The following is an 18,389-nucleotide window of genomic DNA, read 5'->3' on the forward strand; positions in this document are numbered from 1 at the left end:
CGTGAGCAGCTTCGGCGGGGGCGGCAGGTGGATGGCTGACGCTAGCGGCTGGAGCACTGCCTAGTGTCACTCCGACCCGCGCCTCACCCTAGCGGTGCACGGGTCTGTTAGAATGTGAAAAAAATGTCAGGCCATAGCCAAGCGGCGCCGCACCAAGCCTTGGTGAAGCAGACAGAACGTGCCGCTCTCATGAAGCTTCAGCCAATCCCGATGGCGATGACGCGGGCGGATCGTTTGGGCAAATCACAAACGAAGACCATTTGTGTTCGTTTTTGAATGGGATCCCGCACCTTTTAGAGGGGGTGTGACCTGCCTGCTCTAATAGGAATGCGCCGGACATGCGATGATTGATTTCGTCGGCTCGACGTTGGATGGGGAAGCCGAATGTCAATGTTCTTCGATATCTTTGCCGCGTTGCTCGCTTGGGGCGTAGCGGCCTCTTGGATTGTATCCGGAATTGGCAGTGCTGGCGGAGCGCGTCACCAATGTCCAAAAGCCGGCCGCAATGCCGCCTACAAAAAGCCCTGAACGGCGCACCACATGAAGCGTGAACCCTACGACTAGTAGGCTTGTGGGGCGCGGGGCTTTCATCACTGACCTGGGGAGGGATTGTGATGGACCGACTTAAGCACTCGCTGGAAGACATTGAATTGCCAATCTGCCCGCGATGCGGCATCGAGATGCAGTTGTATCGCTCGGAGCTCGTAAAGTTCATACCGGAAATTAATTTGCATCTGTTCAACTGTCCGACTTGCCTTCTGATTGCTGAGTCGGAAACGGTTAGCGAGGTGGCCTGGGTGGCTCCTGATCGGCTCGCGGTACCCCGCTTCCGATTTTTTGCGTTGGCGGCATAGGCCTTAGCCTTACTGACTGCCAATCCGGCCGTGCATCGGCGCGTCGCTGCTGCGCGGGTTCTCATCGACGTGCTCCGCTCGAGCACGAGCTTTGGCCTGCTCCAGGCTCCCTTGCGGTGACAAGGTCCGGGTTGAGCCGCGGCTTGTCAGGTCGTTCCACTAGAAGCACGTCGACGCGCCACCCATCGGGGCGAAGCGACCTCGAAGCCGCTGCAGTTCGGCACGGCCCACGGCCTCGTGCTTGATCAGTCGAACGTCCGCCATGTCCGATGGCTCCGCCGCGCGGGCCGTGAGGGCAGCCGCTATCGCTTTGATGATGATCGCGGACCGCTACAAGCCTTCAGCTTCACCATCGCGTGATGTGGCTCGTTCAGGGGCGGGCGTCGGGGTTTATTGTTCAAACGAGGGAGGATGAAAAATGAAGTCAACGATCCTCGCACTTTCTGCCGCAGCGCTGATCGCCGCCGCCCCGGCCGTGCTTGCCCAGAATGTATCAAGCAAGACACCTGACCGGCACCATAAGGTCTTGAAGAAGCACCCTACGATCGTCTCCGGCTACGCTCCGTGGCGTGTGGTGCACGCCAGGGACGTGAAGACGGGCTATCCGGGAGCTTTCGGTTACGCGCCCAGCGCACCGAAAGACTATACGTACGACAATAGTAGACAAGCTGGCGGCGGCGGCGGTGGTGGCGGTTCTGGCATGTGAGCCGTCTTCCGCAGCCGCAACGCGCGCAAGCGGATTTCCCCGGGGGCTGGGGACTTATTCGCCCGTCGGCAGTTTCGCCTTTAACCAGTCGCATTCATTACAAATTTGATCAGCGAATTTCTGCATCCGACGAAACATGACCTTGAACCAGGTGCTTCATAGCAGCGACGCGCCACGGGCGCGCCGGTTCACTTGCTTTCTGTTGTACTCAAGTTGGGCGGCAAAATCCTTCGACCGCGGTATTTCAATTGAGCGGGGCCGAGAGCCGAGGCCAATGCGACCGTTCGGTAGCCAAAGACTCAAAGCGGTGTCACTTCGCCGCCGGATTCAACCTTATCACGTGGGTTGTGAAGAAGGCGCCGCGCCAGGGATCAAATCCGCTTTCGCGCTTGGAGCGTACAAGCACGCGCTTAACGTCCTTAGATTGAAAATATAGTTTAGTTGCAATGTGTTAGGCACTTCATAGTGTCTGTCGAGCCGACCGGAGTAGGCTTGGAATATAACCCGCTCGGGAGGCAACGATGACACCCGACTGGCGTACCGTTCCTGCGACCATCGCTTGTATTTGTGCTTTGACCCTTATCGTTTTGATTGCCGTTGGCGCTTGGTAGCCGCCGCAGTGCCCCGCGCCGGCTTCGAAGGGGCGCCGTCAGCCGTTTCCGCCTTTAGTCGCCAGCTCTTGTTGTCGATATCGACGTGGACACCTTTGGGCATCACAGGGGGCGAGGGGATGCGCTACATCGCGTACGCGGTCGATGCACTGGGGGTTGCCAGCGCTACCTACCAGGTCGAATGCATCGGCGATGAGGATGCAACGGACAGAGCCAGAGAGCTACTCGAAGCCCATATGACGATCGAACTTTGGCAAGGCTACCGGAGAGTGACGCGCCTCACGCGAGACAACAGTTGAGGCCGGCCGCCAACCGCACGTTATGTATGGCGAGTCCCTTCACACGTGTGAATAGCGTCACATCGCGCGACCTCCGAATCGGCTAAACTTGTGGTCCTCCCTAGCCTGGGCCCGTCGCGAATGGCGGGTCTTCTTTGTGGCGATCCGATCGATCTCGCTCAGCGATGGCTTGGGAAAATGGGGGTACGACGACGATACCAATCGCCAAAACTCCCAGTGCCTCCAGCACGCGCTTCATAGAGACCGTCGCCGTTTGAGCGGCTAACCTAATCGCAAGCGCGAGCGGCTTCCCCAGCGAGGGGAGTGGATTTTCCAGCAAATCGGTGATGGGATGGGTTGGGATGCCTCAGCGCTTGAGTGGCGGGGTCTCCGCCGGCCAGTGGTGCAGCGCGAAGCGGGCAGCGTCATGAAGCGATCCGGAAAGAGGCGGCGAACGTTCGATGCTTTGATGTTGGCGGTCGACGCGAACCGCGTGATTGGGTTGCGGCTTGCAAAGCTGATGCGTGGCGGCAAAAGCGCCCAGCGCGAAGCTGCGCTCATGGTCACAGAAAAGATGGCTGCCGCCATCGAAGCTGGCGGGAAGCTAATGAGCGGCGCATCGAGCGACGACATTGTTCGTCTGTATCGGCGGCGCGTTGCATCGAACGCGAAGCGCCTCAGCAAGCTCAAATTATCTGCTCCGTCGAAGCGGCGCCGGCGCAAGTAATTGCACCCTGCTTACCGACGGGATCGCACCCCATGTTTGGCTGCACCCGGACGCAGAGCGGCGGGAATAGACGCCGCCGGCTGAGGCGACCCGTCCAAGCGGTCTAGCCGAGTAGAACGAGATAAAAGAGGGCCCCGCCAATCGTCACCGCGATCGCCCAAATCGCAGGATCGAAGCTGTTCGGCTCGGTATGCATCGAAGCATCTCTTGAAGTTTAGACTTCAAAGAAGCTCAATTAGTGCCGAGCTTCAGAGGCTGGCTCCTGCGTCGTACATCGAGGTGCGCGCAATCATGCGGACACCGAAAAAGAGTCGCGGCTGGGCCCGGTTGGGCTGCTGAGCTCATTCAAAGGGTACGAGTGCCCACTCCGCTGCGAGATCTTTGATCCCGTCGAATTTAAGAGGCGCCAGTTTGCCCTCTCGGACGATGGTCGCGCTCTCGCGCTCATCAAGCGGCAAGATCATTGCTCTCGCTACAGCGGAGCGCATTTTCATAATGCCATGATTGGTCAGGGTAACCAGCTCTTCAGGGTCAAAGGCCATTTTGCACGCCCAGTTTTGCGGCCAACCTAGTTAGCCGGCCCGCGCGCCCCGAATGCCCAGCAGGAAACTAGCCGAATTTGATTAAGCTTTAGTTCAATCAGCAGAACGCAATTTGCGGCTGTTTGGTTCGCGTACCGCGCTTCGCCAGCTTCCAGCCGGCGCGCCCGAGACAGGTGAAACATTGGCCTAGCCGCGAGTCTGTCGCCGGTATTCGGGTCGTTCGAGGTAACAGACCCGGCAGTTCAACCGACATGAAAACTGCTGATCGCGCGATGATCTTCCTTCAGCGTATCATCTGCTCGACTGAAGCGGCAGACGATCCATCTCGTGGGCCGAAATGCCGATGCTGTGACGCTCGCAGCCCCGTCGAAATGGCGAAGAGCGGCGCTAGAAGAAGCGGCCTGAGCCGCGTGCGGCGTACTTCATCTAATTGGAGCAGGGACCGTGACGGCGCGGCGGCGTCGGCATCTAACGCTGATGGCCGAGGCCAATTCCCAGTTTCACCGCCTTCTGTCTTAGAGATCCGGCAGACCGCTTCATCTGCTTTGAAATCTTTGATACCGGCGTCCTGGCTTTCGAATGCTGCTTCAGCAATTTGACGTCAGCTGCGGTGTAGGGCTTGCGCCCCGGTTGCTTCTTGTTCGCTTTGGCCATTGGATCTCCTCAAGATGGGCGCCACGTACATAGCATGGGCGGCAAAGCTATCAACGCTCGGAATTGCCGCCGGCTGTGCTTGAAGCCGTGAAATAATGGTGCCGCAGCACCGCCACTAAATTGCCGGACGAATCAGCGACGTCATTTGCCGTGGGGTGGGCTGAGGCGCATGGGTGAAACGATTATGCGCAATGGTTCCTATCGATATGTCTCGGCCATCATGAGCGGGTTGATCATGGGCTCGGCGCTTTGGCTCGGCATAGCCCTCGTTCGGACGGGTGGACCCAGTGCCAGGCAAGTCACGGCCGAGCCCATCACCACGGAGCTGAGAGGTTCGCTGCGGTAGCGCGTCAGCGCCTCGTCGCCGGCTGGGCAAAGTGCGGCCAACAGCTCATGGACCTGCCCCTTTCTGCCAAGCAAAATCGCTGCGCGGATGCGACTGTCAGACGCGCGGGATGCTGCCTTAGAAGACGAAACCGATGCCGCGCTGACGGCTCTCCGTGCCATCGGGCGTGTGGTTTCGCCCCGGGAGCAGAGCTCGTCTCTGCTTGAGCAGCCCGAATATTGAGAGTGCCGAGCTCAGCGAGCGGCCATGAGTGGGGCTGTAACGATCTGCTCACCAATCTTCTAAAGACGCAGAAAACCAGATTCCCTAATCAGCCCGCAATGACTCGCCGCTATTCTGAAAAGAAAACGGGAGGGCGATCATGTTTGCGATCGTTCGGATCATTGTGCTTATAGTCAGCGCGTATGCCGGCTCGAGATGCGCGGAGATGCAGTATCCGCCTCAGTCAGAACCAGCTGCGTGTTCAGCAGCGGGTATTTGTCATGGCTAGGTTAGTTCTGATCAACGGCAAATTAGGACCGGAGCACTATCGTGCGATCTGCGACGAGATCGGCGCGCGCCTGGGATTCATTCTTCGACCAGAAAAGGATTTTCCGCCGAGAATTGCGGAGCTGCTCAATCTGCTTGCAGCGCTGGATTGCGAGGCGCCGTCGATTGCGCCGGCGTTAAGCGACCTGACAGATCGCGCATTCATGGATGTCGCCTAAGCCTCGCACCGTGGTGCATCCGGCGGCCCTTCGGGCGTGACATCTCGACGCAGAGTCCTGGGACAAGGCCAAGAGGACACTTCCGGACGACGCTCCGATCAAAATGCGCGGAGCAGACAAGGAAGATTTGTCAGTTAGTTAGGTTACGGCGCTTATCGCCGCACAGGACGAACCTACGCTCTCGTCCGGAGCCGGACATTACCAACACTTCACAACCTTGATGCGATTTAACAAGGCTTCATTGCACAAGACCGATAGACCGCGCGCCCGGGGACGTCCTCCAAATCGAGATGACGCCATGAAGTTTGATGAACAGGAACGTACCGCGCTGACAGGCGCAGGTTTCGCGGTCTCCGACAACAACAAAACGGCCTATGTCGAAGCGACGCTCGTGATCGCCGCACACGATGACGAAACCTATTGGCTGACGTTCTCTCTGCCGAACGAGACGCGAATCGTGTGTGTCATGCCGCGCGACCAGATGACCGCAGCGATCACCGACGACCCCGCCCTCGTGGTGCGAAGGAGTCGCCTGCAGTGAAGATCACTTTTTCCCAGGCGCGGCTGAAGGCTCTATGGGCCGAGGCAGTGCAGCAATGGCCGGTCTCGGTGCGCACTATAAATGGCCAACGGTCGCCCGGCTTCTGGCTTGTCGGTGGCCAGGGCGTCTACCTCATGCATAACGGCGCGAGGCCTAAGGGCAGCCCTATCGTCGCCTATGCAAACGAATGTGACCCGCTCAAAGTGCCGACCGAAAATTGGTTGAACATCAAGCGCGCCATCTTCGGCAACGGTGGCGGCATGGAGTTTATTGAGGTGGTAATGATCGGCACGGCCGTGGATGGTGGCTGCGACATCGAGATTATGTTGGACGACGACACGATGACGGTGGCCGTAGTCGAAAATGGGCAAGCTATCGTGCGATGGCAATCATTGCGAACTCGGCTCGCACCGGATTGGTACCATTAGGGCAGCTGGTTCCTGTGGCTGCAGCGGTGGTCGGAGCGGTAAACGCAGCGTCGCCGGAGCCGATGGCACAGAAAGCGGGACCCGCAGCAGCTCGCGACACATGCCTGCCGGGCGAGACGGCGATAGTTATCCACAACGCAGATGGACTGACGTCTTGTTTTGGTCACGTCGGGGATCAGGATCACGAGTTGACCAACAAAAGGCAGCCAGCATGCCACACAAACAGGCCGCGGCTTTAAGTCCCGAAATCCAGAAGCGGATAGCTCAAATCGAAACAATGAACCTGGAGGAGGTCAGCGCGTCATTGTTCGGCATATTGGACGAGTTCAGGTCGGGTACGACGCCCCCTTACCAAGCGGATGCGATCCGCAACGCCGCCTACAATCGGATACAAGCGATCAGAAAAGAGTTGATCGGCTGAGGCGCGACCAGGTCGCTTACAGTCGCCCCAAAAAATACGCCGCCGCGCTCGAAATGTCCTCTCTCGGTGGCTTTTGTTTCGAGCTGGGACGCTGAATTCCCACAATCGAATTTGAGCAGCGGCCGTGTCACTCGCCCATCGGTGCCATTGATCTGACCGGGTAAGCGACTACCAGACCGCACTTTCCTGAGGTGGCCCGATAGGGCTGAGCCGTTCCTAAGCCCCCGAGCACAGCGCCCGGGGGGGCCGGCAGGCAACCGTGACCGGACGTGCTGAGCCGAACCGTCACGCCATGGCACGTGCTTGAAGAACCATCTCCTCGGCTTGGGAAAGGCCGAGGAGCCCGACACTGAGGGGATGAGCCGGGGGAATTGGCCTGCCTCAGACCCTCAAATTTTCCGCGCTGCTCTTGCCCCGCCTGGGATCGACCTTGACCTCGTAAGATATCTTCTGGCCCTCGGCCAAACCGGACAATCCAGCGCGCTCAACGGCGCTGATATGAACGAACACATCACTTCCGCCATCGTCCGGCTGGATGAAACCAAATCCCTTTTGGCCGTTGAACCACTTAACTGTACCTGTCGCCATAAATCGTTCCTTTTGGTGCAAATGCAGCAGCGGATTAGCACAATTATCGCTCTTGCACACTCCGGTGGAGCTTCGGTTCCAGGCCGGTCGGGTGGAACCGTGGCCGAAAGTCATATTTGGTCCGCAATGCGCGCGCATGGGTATTGCGTATTTCAACGCGCCGGCAAGGGCTCCGATCGCCGCCAGAGCGCTGCTGCTGTTGACCCTCTCGCTCGGCGGCTGCGCGACGTCAACTGCTGGCTCGTCGCTGATGGATGCGCGGGCTGAGGCACCGCCGCAGCGCAAATCGAGTGGTTACCTTCCGGTGGAAGATCTGCCGCTGTCCCGTGAACTGATGAAAACCGATGAACAAACGAAGCTCAAGAAGGAGCTGACCGCAGCGCGTGACCGGCAGGCAGCAGCCGCAAAAGCCGAAGGGGGCGCTCCGCAAGCAGTGCGGCCGAGCAGTCAGGCGGTTCGACCATGAAGGCGCAGGGCTTCGGTGCCGCGTTCCTAATTTGGGAGCACCGTAACTTCTTGGCTCGCCCGGGGCTGATCGACCTGTTCTGATTTGCGGCGAGAACTGTCAGCGGCGCATGGCGCCTTAAAGCTAAATTAACGGTAATCGCGAACAGTTCGGACCATGGTTCGACCGATTTTTTCCAACGCGAAGCCGACATTGCTCAAGATGGTTCTTCCAAGTCCGTGCGCCGCAGTTCTGCTGCTGGTAGCGCTTGTAAGCACCGCGCTGATCTCAGAAAGCGCTTGGGCGGCCGACCTGCGGCTCCGAACAAGGCCGGTTTGGCAACGCGAGGCGTCCTTGGATTGGCGAACGCGCTTCGTTGAAGCATTTCAGCGCTATCTACACCGACAGAATCGATAGGGTCTTTGGGGGCGGCTTCCCCATCTGTTCGAACGTCTCCTTGATGTCGGCGAGGCGCAGCCTCTCGGCTTGAGCAGGCCGGTAATCTTGCGGGCGATCTCATCGCGCTTGATCGCATTCAACTCGGCATGGAACGCGCGTATATCCTGAACAGAGCGGCGCGCCGCGGACGGCAGTCTATCGGCTTGAGGGGCATGTCCTGGACATGGGCGATCAAGTGGGAAAAAGCGAATGCGATGGCGCTTTTTGAAGTCTGAGTCATCCGGCTAGAAAAGCACAGCGCCGCCCGAGCGGAATATCCGCTTGGCGGCGCTGCGTTACGCACTGGATAACTGAAATTTCCCAGCCTTATCTTTGGTGTGTTCGTAGCGGGAGAGAGTTCACCCATTTCAAGGGCCACGGCGGCGAATTGGAGGTACCTCTCTCGCATGATCCAATTTCCCGTGAGCAATAACGGTTAACCCGCCCGCTGGACCGATAGCCCCAGCCCCGGCGTTCAGTGGATGAGCGACCCAGCGGCGGGAGGGGGAGGCCGGCCGGTAGACGGTGGCGGCATCACTATCGCCACTCAAAAAATCAGCCGATCATCCCGGCCCGCAATTTCCCAAACACTTGACCAGTATGTCGGAAGATGTGAACTCGGGTCCTTAACGGCGACAGTCGCGACATTGCACGGCGACCTACTCGACGCCGATGAGAAGGACTACCTTTGATGTAGATATCCCCTGTTGGCTCGCAGGGAGTGGACCGTAATCAGCGGGCCTTGCCTCACCATGGAGAGCCCCGGAGTCGACACCATGCGCCAAACTTTATTCGTGGCAATGTCCGTCGTTTGTCTCATTGCAATAACGACCTCGGCCTCGCCAGGACGCTCTCGCACGCCCAGCCCGGAGGTAGCAACACCACCGGATCTGTACTGTCTCCAAGGCGTAATCTGGGGCTACCCTGGCAACTGTCAGTTCTCAAGCTACGCGCAATGTATGGCGACCGCCTCCGGTACGGTGGCCTACTGTGGCGTGAATCCGCGATATGCGTTTACGGAGCAGCGACAAGGCTATTGGCCACTCCGTTGAAGCGTTAGCCCAGCAACCGCGTGCAACGCGTCATCGCCTCGGCCTCGGCGGACGAGCGCTGAAACAACTCGTTATCGCGGTCACGCTGGGGCCTTCAATCACTTGTGTGCATCCAGATGAGTTATCCAGATGTTGATTGCCGTCGCGACGACAGAAAAGAACGCGATTATGAGTGCGATTGTGGCTCTGGTATTGGCTCTCTCAGACGCGCTTGCTTGCCGTTCGGCAGCTGCCAGGGCGCGTTCAGCCTCAGAAGCCGAGCGCTCCGCAGCCTCTGAAGCTCGCCTCGCAAGCTCCATTTGTTCAACGTGAGAAGCTTCTCTCAGCTCTTCTGCGTCCTTTTCCTTTCTGGATAGCCATGTCGCGGTCAGGTTCACCCAATGAGGCTGTATCTTGCCCCCTTCAAGATCAGATCTAACCAAAGAGACGCCCATCTCCTCAAGTTGGGCGAGATATTCACGTTCCTGATCAGGGGGCAGCGCCATGCTGGATTGTTTCCGCAACCTCGGGAGAGGGCAAGCAGATATCCCCAGCTTAGCGGGCGTTACGCGTGATCTCGTATCTGTGCGGACATTTCCTTCACGTCGGAGAGGCCCAGCGGCGGCGCGCGACCGCGGGAGGCGGTTCTATCGGTTTGAGGGTATGAGCGCACCGGCCACCCAATGCGAAGCCAGGCGGCGGTGCAAACGACCCCCGCCGGCGGGGAGACGCGTGGCGGGGGCGGCAGGTGGATGGCTGACGCCAGGCGTATGGGGCAACACCCAGTGTCACTCGGACCCGCGCGGCAACCTAGCGCGGCGCGGCCTGTTAGAATGTGAATAAAATGTCAGGGCCCGACACGGTGGTGGTGGGCTCTGCCAACGTCGGCGCCTCGGAATCGTCCACCTTGCGCTTCGTCGTGTCCGCTTCGAGCATCACTTCCAAGACTATAATCGGCAAGTAAAACACAAGCATGGCAAAATCCTCCATGCTTCTACAACTTTTAGTTCTTCGGTCGCGTTCCTGAAATAAACCGCCAAGTTCGTTGGAACACTTTTCTTTCTTATCTGACTACCTTGTATTTCTTGATCGCATTCCTCCGCGGCGCTTGCGCTGATCTTGGTCGAGCATGGCCGAGGGCCTTGGCGCAGCTCTCGGCCGGGATGAGGATGAAGCGCAACCGGCAGCGGTTGTGGACCCGCCGCAGACGGTTGAGCCGCTAACCGGCTCTCAACTGATCCGCGGTAGCCTATGCCTACCGAACGAAGACTTGATGATTGTTGTCCCGCCGACGTGAGCGTCCGGGGGGATCTTTTGCCGCCGTTTCGTTTCAGTCCCTGCCGCGGATGCGCTATACTGGACGAAGCAGAGGCGAGAGCTTCTGGCGATAAGGAGTGCGCATGAGAGCCCTGTTTGGAGTTTTGTTCGTGGCTATCCTTGCTGGCCTCAGCCCAGCTACTGCCGCAGACGGCTGTGGTCCGGGTTGCCACGCTACCGTTTCCGGCGCATGCGTGATCGATGGCTGGGGCAGGGCGAGGATTTCGAACGAATGCCCCGTAACGACACGCCCGCGACCGCCGTGCCCGTTCGGTTACGTCTGGAGCCGGAGCTTTGGGTCCTGCAAGTTGACCGTCAAGGATTGGATCTAAGGTCGTGTGTCGGCAATTGGGGTCGCGGGGCTTCGGTCCCGCGTTCGCTTATGCGCGATAAGCCTCGATCGCATGCGTCACGAAAATGAAAGCACTCGCCAGACCGACGGCCATCGCAATCAACTCAATCATCAAACTCACCGCGGCCGCGCTACCCACGCAGCATCAAGGAAGCCCTCCCGTTTCGGGATGTGACCCGAAAAAATGGTTTCGCCGCATCCGGAAGGCGGCGGAACTTAGCCGAACCCTGCGACAAATTGGCAGAGGCGGGCTTCGGTCCCGCGCCTCATGCACCAACAGTGCAGGATGATCCTCCGAGCTTCGCGCCGATTGCCTTCATCAAGTCTCAGGCTGTCAGCAGTAGTGCTGGGGGGGTAGGGAGCGCCAGGGGGGCTGAGGTTGGCAGCCGTGCCTCACAAGTTGCGATCGACCGGCTGGCGGCGATGCGGCGGCGGCGTAAAGGGACGAGAGCGGGTTTGGAACGCGACGTCGGCGTGACACTGGTGTGACAGTCGGCGACATATCCCCGTCATCCCATCTTCAATCACTTCTGACTTGATCAGGCGGCTGGCCTTGTCCAAGCCAGCCCGTCACCTGGGCCCCGCCGGCGCTCCCCGTCAGGCGGGGCTTTTTCGTGCCCTTTTGCCGGCGCCATGCAGATGAGTGCAACGGCAGCACGGCGAATGTAACCGTGCTGCCGTTCCCAGGCTCTGCGAACTGGAGGGGCGAGGAAGTCCGTCCGCTCTTAGCTCATTTCAACTTGTACGTTCCGGTCTGATGGTTGCAGCCTTGGACAGTTCCCGGCACCACGATCGGTGTCGTCGGCATCATCTCGACGGTCTGGTTAGACGTGACCATGCCGTCATACTTCCCGGTTCCTCCAAGCTCCTTCCTGGTGACCTTGCCTTCATCCGTAGTGAAAGCAGCGAACCGTCTGTCACCATCTGGATCGAGAGCCATGCAGACGTCCCTACCGGATGCAACCTTACCATCATGCATGATTTCCGAGCCGAGGCAGCGGAAAGAGTTGTTATCGAACATGGCGCCAGGGACCTTGGCACGCGTGGTCCCAGTGATCTCGATGGTCTGTGCGCTGTTGCCTTCGTTCAGTGGCACCTGTGTGACTGTGCCGGACCACCGTCCAGGTTTCCACCTTTGATCCAGATCAAACTCGCCAGCTGGTCGAGAGGTCAGGGTCAGCGGGGGTAGGCAACGACCAGCACGAAAGGATGCCCCATGCGACGCATTCTTCTGATCACAACTCTCGCAACTGCTTCCGCTCTCACCCTGACCGTATCAACGTCGCCCGCCGTCGCGGCTCGCTACTGCCTCCAAGGCGCCGGTTGGGGCTATCCCGGCAATTGCCAGTTCAGAACCTTCGCTCAATGCAGGGCCACTGCATCCGGCACCAACGCCGGTTGCGGCATCAATCCGCGATATGCGTACGCACGCCAAGCGCGGGCCCAGCAGCAGCCCGCTCCGAGCTACGGCTGGAACAACAACGGCTGGAACAACAACGGTTGGTACGGTTTCAACCAGTACGGCAACCCGAACAACCGTGGAGGTCTGGTTGGCGGCTCGGACTCAGGTACGTACAGGCCCTAAGTGTAGGCGCCGTGTTTCTGCGAGTTATCCGAGCATCGCGAAAGTTAGGTCTTCGACAAAGCGGCGCCGGTTGTGGCCGGCGCCCTCGAAGACATCCGAATGTTCAGCACGCGAACGCTCGCTAGCGCGAATGCCGTGCGTGATAAAGAAGCGCTGATGCAGTCCGGTACGAGCAGCAGCGGCAGGCTTCACAGCCATGCGAGGTTCGCGCTGTGAAGGGCAGCGGATCAGATCAAGCCAACGAATCGCCGCCTCTTTAGCCAGGCAAAGCTCGCCGGCAACCTCGGCGCTGGCGTCGCGCGCAAGCCTCTCGTCGGTGTTGAAGGCGACAATGTTCATTGTGCATTCAAGCCCGATATGAAACTTTTGCTGCAGTCTTCGCCGCGTTGGAAAGATATCACCATGAGGAAGACGTTGTTGGCTCTCAGTGCGGCCGCGCCTTTGGCCATCTCCGCAGTCTCGCCCGCTTATGCTTTGCCGCGCTATTATTCCGGGCCCGGCGGCTATCCGTACTATTCGGGCTATGTCGATGCCCCGGTTGGCGATCCAACCGGCCCCTGCTACTGGAAGACCCAGCGCTTCTGGGACGGTTATGCCTGGCGCATGCGCCGCGTGCGCGTCTGCGGCTGATCAGGTCGCGGCTGTTTCGGTGCACAAAGGCCGCCTTCGGGCGGTCGGCTGAACCATGCCATTCGCTCAATTAACGCCAAATTTACCGTAATCGTTCATTCTCGCAGGAATTTCAGTCCAAAGAAGCGCAACATGATTATGGCGCACTCCAATCGCAAAGCTAGGTTCGGACTCGGGGGCCCGCTCAGCAGCCTTCGCAGATCGGAGACAGGATACGGCACTGTGGTGCTCGACCTTGTGCACCAGGCTGCTGATCTGTTCAGTGAAATCGAAGAGCAGGCTCGTGGAGCGGAAACGCTGGCCGAGTCGTTGCTTCAAAAGTTGCATTCCGCCGAAGCTCGGATCGAGGCAGCTGAACAATCTCGGCGAGAGATCTTCATTGAGGCCGATTCCAAACTTCAAGCTGCTTCGAGTGCCCTAGACCGAGCTGAGCGAGAGATCACGGCTGCGCAGGACAAAGTTACGGCAGCCGAAGTACGGGCTGAGCTGGCCGAGATCAAAGCGCGCGAGGCTCTGGAGGCACTGGCTCTTGCTGAACAAGTAATTCGTAAGCAGCTGCTGTCACGCGCGACCACAACCGCAAACGCGGTCTCCGATGAAGCGCTTGAGTTGCAAGGCGCTTGAAACATCCTGCAAGTCGGCCGTGGTGCAGTTCGGCCTAGAAGGCGCGCATGTCCTCGACGAGGCGGCGCGCGACTGGGGCAGACAGTTGTACCGGTTTGAGCGGCATCGCCGGCATATAGGCGCTCGGCTCCAGACTTGCGAATCGGCTATACTGCTGGCTTCTCCCTAGACTGGACCCGTCGCCAATGGCGGGTCACTCCTTGAAGCGGGGGTGCTCGGCTCGGGCGAGGGCTTTGGCCTGCTCCAGAGCCTCGTCGCTGGAACCAAGGTCCGTCTCAGGCCTCGGGCCGGCAGATCATCCCAACAGGGACTCTCTCGCATGCCTGCCTCCCATGCCAACTCGTGGACCACGTACATGACGATCGAGGTGATGGCCGCGATCCCGGCCGTGTGGCCGGCCGTCGCGATGTGCCCGGTGGTCCAGAAAGAGATCGCAAAAATCTCGGCGGTTCCGATCAGCCGCCACGTGACGGCCTTCGCAATCGTCTTGCGCATTGGGTCCTCGGTTCTCCCACTGGCCCGAGTCCGGTAGGCCCTCGCGGGTCGTGCGCTGCGTGCTTTTCGGGCGTGATCGCGGTGGAGATCGAGGTTCCGGTGGTCATCGTCGCTGAATTTCAGCGCGCCAAGTCCACACACCGCTCAACTGCTGATCATCGTAATCGATAGAATTTTATCGGCAATCGAAAGCAATTGTTAAGGTTACTCGCCCGCGGCGGTTCGGCGATCAGACGCCGACAGCGATGACGACTGCCACCTGTCGTTCGGCCCGGTGTGGAGGCAGCGCCGCGAGGTTCAGTCCCGCCATGGCGAACAAAGCAGCCCTGGCGGGCGGCGTGGATCCGGCCGGGAAGGGTGCCGATAGCACAGCAGAGCTATTGCGTGGCGGCGCGGCTTGTCGACCATGGAAGTTGTCGGGTGGTTCGCCAAAATCATTCGCGAGGACAAGCCCGAGCAGGTGCTTCTCGAAGCAACAGGGAGCGAGCCGACGCGATTGCAAAGCGTCTGACGCGCAAGACCTTCAGGGCGATCCGCGGTGAAACGGCCGGCTTCAACCGGCCGCTGCTCTCGCCGATTCAACAGGCGAAGGTGAATGCGCGCGCTCGATTGCGACGGCTAAACGCCATGAAGCCGAGACCGCAGAAGCCTAGTACCATCATCGCCCAGGTTGAGGGTTCGGGGGCGGCTGAAATAGGCAAGTTTCCAACGTTGCTGCTAAGTTCTAGCGTAATACCGGTTGGGTCGAAGCCGGGCGCATACGACATAAACGGGTCAATGGAGCTTGTGCTGCTGCTGTTGAAGCCTGTTTGGGCGAGCGCATATACGGACTCCTGGACCTCATAGAGTACATTCGAGCTGACCGTTATCTGGTCTGCAATGGAAAAAGACGGCTTGTTCGTTAGACCGGCACAGCTGCTGCTGTTGCCCCCCTGACATGCGCTGGCGGAAAGCAAGAGCGTACCGTCAACTGTCGAATTGACCTGGAGCTGAGCTTCGTTGGCTGTAGTTGCTGATTGCGATACGGCACCGTTGGCCGTGAAAATGATTGGAATTTGTACACTGCTTGAGGACGCGTACATAAAATAATAGCTGAAAGCTTCATAGGCGATGGCTTGGTCGCCCACTCCAGACACCGAGGCCGAAACGCTGATTGCCGGTGAGGGGTTCAACGATGCGGTGCCCGACGCAGACGCCGCAGGATTTGGGCCTCCGCTTGTGCTCGTGTACGTGGTGTCCGAGTTTAGCGATTGATAGAGGTTTTGTGATGAAACGACCGAGTTTACGGTGAGAACGATGTCGGACGATGCGTTCGGAACAACGACGCTTGCCACCGCGGGCGAATGCGTTTCCAAGACCGCGGCAACTATAATTGCCGGCAACAATTTATTGAACGAGTGCGATTTAATTGTCATTTTCTCCCCCTTAAATAAATCCTTAAATAACGTTCATGTTTCCAAATGTGTCTGATGTTGTCAATCGCATCAAGTTGCGGAATCTTTGGGAAGCAACCACCGTAACCCGAATGGGGTAGGTTATTTGCGGCGCAGCAGCCGCCGGCCGGTCTGGTCCTCGCGGCTGGGGTGAAGCCCGCGGGGCGGAGAATAAAGACCGCCTCGAAGGCGGTCTTTATGCAGCTTGAGAAAGGGGCACTTGAATTCAAGCTAAGCGAAACGTCGGACCATCTTGCTTCCGACGATACGCCATGAAGCCGAGGCCCGCCGAAGCCCAAGAGCATCATCGCCCATGTGGAGGGTTCGGGAACGGCGGAAAACTTCGTTGAACGCAGTGTTGTCCATCAAATAAATGCCGTTGGTGGCAATAACCAACTCATCGATCCCAGTGAAGGTGCCCGAACCGGCGCCGGTGAGTAACGAAACGAAAGCTCGACGCTTGTTACCCCGCCGACGTGAGAGCGCCGGTGGGTTTTCTTTTGTTCCGGCGCACTGGCGGCCTGTGTCGCGGCAGCCACAGAAGCGCAGGAATACGCGTAGGCGCTTCAATTCGACGAATGATTGCCTGCATGAAACCATTTTTGCGAAGCCACTTGATTTGGCTTGGTATGCAGAGAAAAACGGGAACTCGAAATGAACAAGACAATCGCATGTGTTGTTCTCGCCCTGGCGCTGACGTCTTCGGCGGCGAGGGCCGGGGAACGCGTAGGCGACGCTGCGCTGGGCGCCTTGTCTGGTGCCGTGGTGCTTGGGCCGATCGGGGCCGTGGGTGGCGCGGTGATCGGTTACTCGGCCGGACCGTCGATTGCGCATTCCTGGGGCTTGAGACGATCGAGCACCAACCGGCAGGCACGCAGAGCCGCGAGCCGGGACACTCGGGCGCCTGCAGGCGACAATCAACCAGTGCCCAACAGTCAACCTGTTCCCAATCAATCTGCGCCCAAAGATGGAGCCGCTCCTCAAGCGGCCGCCCCAACACGGCAGTCGGCTACGACCACCACGGCTTCCACGGCGCCGCCAGTGCAGCCACTGGAGTGAGCAGATAGTGTTGTTGATAGGCCATTAGGGCGCGGGGCTTCGGTCCAGCGCTTGCTACTTGCAGTCTGCCCACATACTTCGCGGCCTGCAAAAAAAACGAGTGACCATCGGCCTTCCTAAGCCCGCCCCAGCGCCGCCTTTTTGACAGTCTTGCCAATCACAAGCTGGCTAGGAAAGGCCGCCATTTGTCCAACGGGAGGATAGCGTTTTGCTGCGACTAAGGAAGATTACAGCATGCCTGTAGCGTCGGAACGAACGTTGCCGCGGAAAATGGGGTATTGTCTGCTCACCCTTGGCACGATCGCCGTGCTGACCAACGCTGCCGCCCGCGCCGAAAATCTCGATCAGGGCAAATCGGCAGTGAAGCTGTTTGCCGATAGTTGCGTGACGTGTCATCGCAGTGCACGCGGTCTTGCCAATGGTCGCTTCAGTCTCACGCTCTACATGTTCCTGCAACAGCACTACGTGAGCAATTCGAGCGCGGCCTGGGAGCTAACTTCCTATCTGGAGTCCCTCGATAGCGTATCACCCAAACGCCGAGCAGCTGCGGCCAAGCCGTCGCCGCCCGCGTCTGGCGCGTCAGGGGAGGCTTCGCTGCGTCCGCCCATGCCGGTACCGAAACGTTAGAGAGGCGAGGCCGAAAACGGCGGGCCGCCTGAGCTGCGCTGAAGTTTCCCAAACCACTCGAAACTGCTTCATGCAGTCTTTGCGATCCTTGCCGATAAAGGGCGCGCGAGCGGTTATCCCCCGTTGCCGTTGGAGGAATTTTTATCAGCCGCCAGCCTCAGCTCGATTTGGTTGGCTTGCTCCCTCGTCAGATTAACCGCCGGATTAGTCCCCACCAGTGCCGGTGCCTTACGTTCGCGGTCGCAAACCATCCAGCCTTTAGAGCCCTGGCGCACCAGAAATCTTGGCGCAGGAGGTGAGTTGTCGCTCATCATGGGCCATCCCGTTCGACCAAAAAAGTCAGCTACGGAATGATCGAGCTCTGGGTTTCGTCGGTTCTGTGCGCACTGTTCCCGAGCACGCCGAGGCTCCCTAAGAGGCCGCCTCAGTTGGCGGCCTCTTTGTTTCTCACGGGAGGTTGTTGTTGTTGTCGATTGTGTCCCCAAAGGAACTGTTTCCAGTAAAGATGCTGCCGGGGGCAAAGTTTTTAGCCTTAATGCCCGCAATAATCTGCGCTTCATTTGTGGGTACGGACATTCCGCCGCTGATCTGGTCGAGCTCATCGATCGACAGTTCGAGGGTTTCGGTTCGCGCAATCTGCGTCATGTTCATTCTCCCTGCCTCATGAGGGGATTGCTCCCCGTTCAATCTGATGTCGCAGGTTTGGGAGCTATGGCCGAAACTGGGTGATGACGGGTTGAGAGAGGCGGCGTATCGAGGCGGGTGTCGAGCCTGCCAGAACCTCAAGGAGAGCGATACGCCATGACCGAGACTACCAACGTTTTTGCTTTTCGTCAGCCCTCCGCGGTTGACGATCCACTGACCGATATCCTCCGCGCCGGGGCGCGCGACCTGCTCGCCAGGGCGGTCGAGATCGAGGTCGACACGTTTCTGGCCAGCACGTCCGAGCT

26 protein-coding genes and 2 pseudogenes are annotated in these 18,389 nt (G+C 59.1%); 17 read left to right on the forward strand and 11 right to left on the reverse strand.

What is annotated here, in order from left to right; all coding sequences use genetic code 11:
* The first annotated feature begins 1,272 nt into the window (after positions 1 to 1,272).
* The 3 genes from A3AI_RS0128710 to A3AI_RS43570 all read left to right on the forward strand — a co-directional run bounded on the left by A3AI_RS0128710 (position 1,273) and on the right by A3AI_RS43570 (position 3,176).
* Positions 1,273 to 1,560, forward strand: a complete 288-nt coding sequence (locus A3AI_RS0128710) for a hypothetical protein (protein WP_024518893.1) — start codon at positions 1,273 to 1,275, stop codon at positions 1,558 to 1,560.
* A gap of 730 nt (positions 1,561 to 2,290) precedes the next feature.
* Positions 2,291 to 2,470, forward strand: a complete 180-nt coding sequence (locus tag A3AI_RS43565) for a hypothetical protein (protein ID WP_036049863.1) — start codon at positions 2,291 to 2,293, stop codon at positions 2,468 to 2,470.
* A 448-nt stretch (positions 2,471 to 2,918) separates the two neighbouring features.
* A complete protein-coding gene (locus A3AI_RS43570; RefSeq protein WP_245286964.1) occupies positions 2,919 to 3,176 on the forward strand; it encodes a hypothetical protein in 258 nt (85 codons plus the stop codon).
* A 341-nt stretch (positions 3,177 to 3,517) separates the two neighbouring features.
* Here A3AI_RS43570 and A3AI_RS0128730 read toward each other — a convergent pair whose 3' ends face one another.
* Positions 3,518 to 3,718: a hypothetical protein gene (locus A3AI_RS0128730; RefSeq protein WP_024518896.1), complete on the reverse strand. Its 201-nt coding sequence runs from the start codon at positions 3,716 to 3,718 to the stop codon at positions 3,518 to 3,520.
* Positions 3,719 to 4,186: 468 nt separating this feature from the next.
* Positions 4,187 to 4,372, reverse strand: a complete 186-nt coding sequence (locus tag A3AI_RS0128735; RefSeq protein ID WP_024518897.1) for a hypothetical protein — start codon at positions 4,370 to 4,372, stop codon at positions 4,187 to 4,189.
* 169 nt (positions 4,373 to 4,541) lie between these two features.
* On the opposite strand from A3AI_RS0128735, the gene A3AI_RS48020 reads away from it, so the two are divergent.
* From A3AI_RS48020 to A3AI_RS0128760, 5 genes are all read left to right on the forward strand, one after another.
* On the forward strand, positions 4,542 to 4,718 hold the full coding sequence (locus A3AI_RS48020) for a hypothetical protein (RefSeq protein WP_156927984.1): 177 nt from the start codon (positions 4,542 to 4,544) through the stop codon (positions 4,716 to 4,718).
* A 482-nt stretch (positions 4,719 to 5,200) separates the two neighbouring features.
* Positions 5,201 to 5,425, forward strand: coding sequence for a hypothetical protein (locus A3AI_RS0128745; RefSeq protein ID WP_024518898.1), 225 nt, complete (start codon positions 5,201 to 5,203; stop codon positions 5,423 to 5,425).
* 298 nt (positions 5,426 to 5,723) lie between these two features.
* On the forward strand, positions 5,724 to 5,966 hold the full coding sequence (locus A3AI_RS0128750; RefSeq protein WP_024518899.1) for a hypothetical protein: 243 nt from the start codon (positions 5,724 to 5,726) through the stop codon (positions 5,964 to 5,966).
* Positions 5,963 to 6,394 (forward strand): DUF3085 domain-containing protein, encoded by a 432-nt coding sequence (locus A3AI_RS45480; protein WP_024518900.1) that lies wholly within the window; start codon positions 5,963 to 5,965, stop codon positions 6,392 to 6,394. Before A3AI_RS0128750 ends, A3AI_RS45480 begins: the two co-directional genes overlap by 4 nt.
* A 211-nt stretch (positions 6,395 to 6,605) precedes the next feature.
* Positions 6,606 to 6,815: a hypothetical protein gene (locus tag A3AI_RS0128760; protein WP_024518901.1), complete on the forward strand. Its 210-nt coding sequence runs from the start codon at positions 6,606 to 6,608 to the stop codon at positions 6,813 to 6,815.
* A gap of 381 nt (positions 6,816 to 7,196) precedes the next feature.
* On the opposite strand, the gene A3AI_RS0128765 is transcribed toward A3AI_RS0128760, so the two are convergent.
* On the reverse strand, positions 7,197 to 7,403 hold the full coding sequence (locus A3AI_RS0128765) for a cold-shock protein (protein WP_024518902.1): 207 nt from the start codon (positions 7,401 to 7,403) through the stop codon (positions 7,197 to 7,199).
* Positions 7,404 to 7,539: 136 nt separating this feature from the next.
* Here A3AI_RS0128765 and A3AI_RS43580 point away from each other — a divergent pair, with 136 nt between their 5' ends.
* Both A3AI_RS43580 and A3AI_RS46475 read left to right on the forward strand, forming a co-directional pair.
* The gene (locus A3AI_RS43580; protein WP_024518903.1) at positions 7,540 to 7,869 is read left to right on the forward strand and encodes a hypothetical protein; all 330 of its coding nucleotides are present in this window, start codon (positions 7,540 to 7,542) and stop codon (positions 7,867 to 7,869) included.
* Positions 7,870 to 9,062: 1,193 nt separating this feature from the next.
* The gene (locus A3AI_RS46475; RefSeq protein ID WP_084801049.1) at positions 9,063 to 9,338 is read left to right on the forward strand and encodes a DUF3551 domain-containing protein; all 276 of its coding nucleotides are present in this window, start codon (positions 9,063 to 9,065) and stop codon (positions 9,336 to 9,338) included.
* Between the two features lie 98 nt (positions 9,339 to 9,436).
* On the opposite strand, the gene A3AI_RS0128785 is transcribed toward A3AI_RS46475, so the two are convergent.
* Entirely contained in the window at positions 9,437 to 9,823 is a 387-nt protein-coding gene (locus A3AI_RS0128785) for a hypothetical protein (protein WP_024518904.1), read from the reverse strand.
* An 894-nt stretch (positions 9,824 to 10,717) separates the two neighbouring features.
* On the opposite strand from A3AI_RS0128785, the gene A3AI_RS50315 reads away from it, so the two are divergent.
* Positions 10,718 to 10,966, forward strand: coding sequence for a GCG_CRPN prefix-to-repeats domain-containing protein (locus A3AI_RS50315; protein WP_084801043.1), 249 nt, complete (start codon positions 10,718 to 10,720; stop codon positions 10,964 to 10,966).
* A gap of 750 nt (positions 10,967 to 11,716) precedes the next feature.
* Here A3AI_RS50315 and A3AI_RS43590 read toward each other — a convergent pair.
* Positions 11,717 to 12,082 carry a hypothetical protein gene (locus tag A3AI_RS43590; RefSeq protein WP_036049868.1) on the reverse strand — a complete coding sequence of 122 codons (366 nt, stop codon included), beginning with the start codon at positions 12,080 to 12,082 and terminating at the stop codon, positions 11,717 to 11,719.
* 120 nt (positions 12,083 to 12,202) lie between these two features.
* Between A3AI_RS43590 and A3AI_RS49435 the strand changes: the two are divergent.
* A pseudogene (locus A3AI_RS49435) lies at positions 12,203 to 12,421 on the forward strand (DUF3551 domain-containing protein); the annotation flags it as partial.
* A gap of 174 nt (positions 12,422 to 12,595) precedes the next feature.
* Here A3AI_RS49435 and A3AI_RS0128810 read toward each other — a convergent pair.
* Entirely contained in the window at positions 12,596 to 12,910 is a 315-nt protein-coding gene (locus A3AI_RS0128810) for a hypothetical protein (protein WP_024518906.1), read from the reverse strand.
* A 63-nt stretch (positions 12,911 to 12,973) separates the two neighbouring features.
* Here A3AI_RS0128810 and A3AI_RS0128815 point away from each other — a divergent pair, with 63 nt between their 5' ends.
* Positions 12,974 to 13,201, forward strand: coding sequence for a hypothetical protein (locus A3AI_RS0128815; protein WP_024518907.1), 228 nt, complete (start codon positions 12,974 to 12,976; stop codon positions 13,199 to 13,201).
* A gap of 222 nt (positions 13,202 to 13,423) precedes the next feature.
* Positions 13,424 to 13,825 carry a hypothetical protein gene (locus A3AI_RS43595; RefSeq protein WP_198030236.1) on the forward strand — a complete coding sequence of 134 codons (402 nt, stop codon included), beginning with the start codon at positions 13,424 to 13,426 and terminating at the stop codon, positions 13,823 to 13,825.
* A 165-nt stretch (positions 13,826 to 13,990) separates the two neighbouring features.
* On the opposite strand, the gene A3AI_RS50320 is transcribed toward A3AI_RS43595, so the two are convergent.
* Complete coding sequence (locus A3AI_RS50320; protein ID WP_502685773.1) at positions 13,991 to 14,266, reverse strand: DUF2061 domain-containing protein; 276 nt, start codon at positions 14,264 to 14,266, stop codon at positions 13,991 to 13,993.
* On the opposite strand from A3AI_RS50320, the gene A3AI_RS49440 reads away from it, so the two are divergent.
* The gene (locus A3AI_RS49440) at positions 14,181 to 14,357 is read left to right on the forward strand and encodes a hypothetical protein (RefSeq protein WP_245286965.1); all 177 of its coding nucleotides are present in this window, start codon (positions 14,181 to 14,183) and stop codon (positions 14,355 to 14,357) included. The genes A3AI_RS50320 and A3AI_RS49440 overlap by 86 nt on opposite strands.
* Positions 14,358 to 14,898: 541 nt before the next feature.
* Here the strand turns inward: A3AI_RS49440 and A3AI_RS43600 are convergent.
* Positions 14,899 to 15,735, reverse strand: coding sequence for a PEP-CTERM sorting domain-containing protein (locus A3AI_RS43600; RefSeq protein WP_084801046.1), 837 nt, complete (start codon positions 15,733 to 15,735; stop codon positions 14,899 to 14,901).
* Positions 15,732 to 16,109 carry a PEP-CTERM sorting domain-containing protein gene (locus A3AI_RS50325; protein WP_156927987.1) on the reverse strand — a complete coding sequence of 126 codons (378 nt, stop codon included), beginning with the start codon at positions 16,107 to 16,109 and terminating at the stop codon, positions 15,732 to 15,734. Before A3AI_RS50325 ends, A3AI_RS43600 begins: the two co-directional genes overlap by 4 nt.
* Before the next feature lie 937 nt (positions 16,110 to 17,046).
* On the opposite strand from A3AI_RS50325, the gene A3AI_RS0128840 reads away from it, so the two are divergent.
* Entirely contained in the window at positions 17,047 to 17,439 is a 393-nt protein-coding gene (locus A3AI_RS0128840; RefSeq protein WP_198030237.1) for a cytochrome C, read from the forward strand.
* A 113-nt stretch (positions 17,440 to 17,552) separates the two neighbouring features.
* Here the strand turns inward: A3AI_RS0128840 and A3AI_RS48030 are convergent, their stop codons facing one another.
* Both A3AI_RS48030 and A3AI_RS0128845 read right to left on the reverse strand, forming a co-directional pair.
* Positions 17,553 to 17,753 (reverse strand): hypothetical protein, encoded by a 201-nt coding sequence (locus tag A3AI_RS48030; RefSeq protein WP_245286966.1) that lies wholly within the window; start codon positions 17,751 to 17,753, stop codon positions 17,553 to 17,555.
* A 133-nt stretch (positions 17,754 to 17,886) separates the two neighbouring features.
* The gene (locus tag A3AI_RS0128845; protein ID WP_036049872.1) at positions 17,887 to 18,084 is read right to left on the reverse strand and encodes a bacteriocin; all 198 of its coding nucleotides are present in this window, start codon (positions 18,082 to 18,084) and stop codon (positions 17,887 to 17,889) included.
* Positions 18,085 to 18,240: 156 nt separating this feature from the next.
* Here A3AI_RS0128845 and A3AI_RS49455 point away from each other — a divergent pair.
* Positions 18,241 to 18,389 (forward strand): annotated as a pseudogene (locus A3AI_RS49455) (IS256 family transposase); the annotation flags it as partial.

The organism is Bradyrhizobium sp. Tv2a-2, assembly GCF_000472425.1.
Lineage (GTDB): Bacteria > Pseudomonadota > Alphaproteobacteria > Rhizobiales > Xanthobacteraceae > Bradyrhizobium.

Excerpts from the sequence above, each read along its gene's own strand:
- A3AI_RS0128730 (WP_024518896.1), bottom strand. The coding sequence starts at position 3,718 with ATGGCCTTTGACCCTGAAGAGCTGGTTACCCTGACCAATCATGGCATT.
- A3AI_RS0128815 (WP_024518907.1), top strand. The coding sequence starts at position 12,974 with ATGAGGAAGACGTTGTTGGCTCTCAGTGCGGCCGCGCCTTTGGCCATC.
- A3AI_RS0128750 (WP_024518899.1), top strand. The coding sequence starts at position 5,724 with ATGAAGTTTGATGAACAGGAACGTACCGCGCTGACAGGCGCAGGTTTC.
- A3AI_RS48020 (WP_156927984.1), top strand. The coding sequence starts at position 4,542 with ATGGGTGAAACGATTATGCGCAATGGTTCCTATCGATATGTCTCGGCC.
- A3AI_RS0128735 (WP_024518897.1), bottom strand. The coding sequence starts at position 4,372 with ATGGCCAAAGCGAACAAGAAGCAACCGGGGCGCAAGCCCTACACCGCA.
- A3AI_RS50315 (WP_084801043.1), top strand. The coding sequence starts at position 10,718 with ATGAGAGCCCTGTTTGGAGTTTTGTTCGTGGCTATCCTTGCTGGCCTC.
- A3AI_RS0128760 (WP_024518901.1), top strand. The coding sequence starts at position 6,606 with ATGCCACACAAACAGGCCGCGGCTTTAAGTCCCGAAATCCAGAAGCGG.
- A3AI_RS48030 (WP_245286966.1), bottom strand. The coding sequence starts at position 17,753 with ATGATGAGCGACAACTCACCTCCTGCGCCAAGATTTCTGGTGCGCCAG.
- A3AI_RS0128845 (WP_036049872.1), bottom strand. The coding sequence starts at position 18,084 with ATGACGCAGATTGCGCGAACCGAAACCCTCGAACTGTCGATCGATGAG.
- A3AI_RS0128840 (WP_198030237.1), top strand. The coding sequence starts at position 17,047 with ATGCCTGTAGCGTCGGAACGAACGTTGCCGCGGAAAATGGGGTATTGT.
- A3AI_RS43580 (WP_024518903.1), top strand. The coding sequence starts at position 7,540 with ATGGGTATTGCGTATTTCAACGCGCCGGCAAGGGCTCCGATCGCCGCC.
- A3AI_RS0128810 (WP_024518906.1), bottom strand. The coding sequence starts at position 12,910 with ATGAACATTGTCGCCTTCAACACCGACGAGAGGCTTGCGCGCGACGCC.
- A3AI_RS43600 (WP_084801046.1), bottom strand. The coding sequence starts at position 15,735 with ATGACAATTAAATCGCACTCGTTCAATAAATTGTTGCCGGCAATTATA.
- A3AI_RS43570 (WP_245286964.1), top strand. The coding sequence starts at position 2,919 with ATGTTGGCGGTCGACGCGAACCGCGTGATTGGGTTGCGGCTTGCAAAG.
- A3AI_RS0128745 (WP_024518898.1), top strand. The coding sequence starts at position 5,201 with ATGGCTAGGTTAGTTCTGATCAACGGCAAATTAGGACCGGAGCACTAT.
- A3AI_RS0128710 (WP_024518893.1), top strand. The coding sequence starts at position 1,273 with ATGAAGTCAACGATCCTCGCACTTTCTGCCGCAGCGCTGATCGCCGCC.
- A3AI_RS0128765 (WP_024518902.1), bottom strand. The coding sequence starts at position 7,403 with ATGGCGACAGGTACAGTTAAGTGGTTCAACGGCCAAAAGGGATTTGGT.
- A3AI_RS49440 (WP_245286965.1), top strand. The coding sequence starts at position 14,181 with ATGACGATCGAGGTGATGGCCGCGATCCCGGCCGTGTGGCCGGCCGTC.
- A3AI_RS0128785 (WP_024518904.1), bottom strand. The coding sequence starts at position 9,823 with ATGGCGCTGCCCCCTGATCAGGAACGTGAATATCTCGCCCAACTTGAG.
- A3AI_RS46475 (WP_084801049.1), top strand. The coding sequence starts at position 9,063 with ATGCGCCAAACTTTATTCGTGGCAATGTCCGTCGTTTGTCTCATTGCA.
- A3AI_RS43565 (WP_036049863.1), top strand. The coding sequence starts at position 2,291 with ATGCGCTACATCGCGTACGCGGTCGATGCACTGGGGGTTGCCAGCGCT.